This is a genomic window from Corynebacterium sp. HMSC071F07, from assembly GCF_001810285.1.
GTDB lineage: Bacteria > Actinomycetota > Actinomycetes > Mycobacteriales > Mycobacteriaceae > Corynebacterium > Corynebacterium simulans.
Genome location: NZ_KV800669.1, coordinates 1 through 1,378 on the forward strand (window position 1 = coordinate 1; position 1,378 = coordinate 1,378).

The following is a 1,378-nucleotide window of genomic DNA, read 5'->3' on the forward strand; positions in this document are numbered from 1 at the left end:
CGGCGAAACAATGGAAGAAGAACTCAGGCGCCTGCGTCGAGAAAACCGCGAACTGAAACTGAACTTGCCCCCGAAAGTTGGACTAGGGGTAATCCTACCCGGCTAACGTCTTAAGGGCCTTATCCCGGTATTTCATCGGGGTGCAACCATCAAGTCCCAGCTGGAGTCTTTCCGCGTTGTACCAGTCGATGTACGCGTCTACCGCAGCGGTAAATTCTTTGACAGAGTGAAGTGCCAAGGTAATCCCCGCAGCCATTCCTGCGAAGCCTCCGCCAACAATAAGCACATCCAGATTGGTCGGTTCCATCAGATATCCTCCTCTCCTCCGTGCTCAAGACCCTAACGAGTTTTGCCGGTCAGCGCATTTGCAGAGAAGATTCAACCCCATATAAGGAATGGCAATTATCACGTAGCCAACGTGACGGTATTCCATTTAGTCATTGTTGGTTATCGTCATTGCGTCGAATTTCAGACTAGGCTACCTCCCACGCCTCAATCAGACTTTGTGCAGCACTATCGCCACCAGGAATAAACGTATTCAGCAAACACTTTGCTAGTGACCTACTTTTAAACTCGGTAATATCTTCCTTCTGGTTTATCTCCCTTATACGGGATGGATTCCCCCACACAAACCATCTGACGCTCTCAAAGAAGATGCACCCATAGTTTCTCCTGAGCGGACTCACTAGCATGGCATTATGCTCACCAATTCATTGCGTTCGTTATTAAAAGAAGCAACTTCATTTACGCGCCAAGCAAGCGACGATGATGACCACACCGTTGGCGCCACATTACTAACAAAATCAGGGCGTACTATCCATGGACTTAACGCCTATCATTTCCTTGGCGGACCCTGCGGAGAAATTACAGCTTTAGCCAACCACGCTGCCGCCTGCCCAAATGATCCAATCGAAGCCATCGTAGCGATTTACGGCCCGACAGGTGATGTAATACCGCCTTGTGGAAAATGCCGCCAAGTTTTATATGACATCGACCCATCCATCAAGTGCATAATCCGCGGCAGTAATGGATTCGAATCCAAGACTGTCACCGAGCTTCTCCCTCATTCCTTTGACTGGAAAGAACTTGAAACCCCGCAGAAGATTTTTATGTGGGAAGGATATGAAGAAGCCATTCGCAACGGATCAAAAGAACAAACTATTAGAATCGATGACCCTTTTTGCGTCGGACCTGCTTCCTTGGTATTCGAAAAAGGAAGCGGATTGGTAACCACTCTTCCTGCCCAAGTCACGGCGGTGGTGCAAACGCAACGGTGCAAATTAACCGAAGAAGATGCCTGCAACGATGGTTTTCAAAACTTGGCAGAACTTCACTCTGCACTCGATTTCCACTATCCAGAACTTGGACCAAACGATCC

The 1,378-nt window shown here is 48.5% G+C and carries 2 protein-coding genes; one reads left to right on the forward strand and one right to left on the reverse strand.

What is annotated here, in order from left to right:
- Positions 1–94: 94 nt before the first annotated feature.
- Positions 95–307 carry an IS3 family transposase gene (locus HMPREF2724_RS00100; protein WP_070432781.1) on the reverse strand — a complete coding sequence of 71 codons (213 nt, stop codon included), beginning with the start codon at positions 305–307 and terminating at the stop codon, positions 95–97.
- Between the two features lie 391 nt (positions 308–698).
- Here HMPREF2724_RS00100 and HMPREF2724_RS12165 point away from each other — a divergent pair.
- A partial coding sequence (locus HMPREF2724_RS12165) for an ASCH domain-containing protein (protein WP_083306055.1) occupies positions 699–1,378 on the forward strand: 680 nt, incomplete at its 3' end.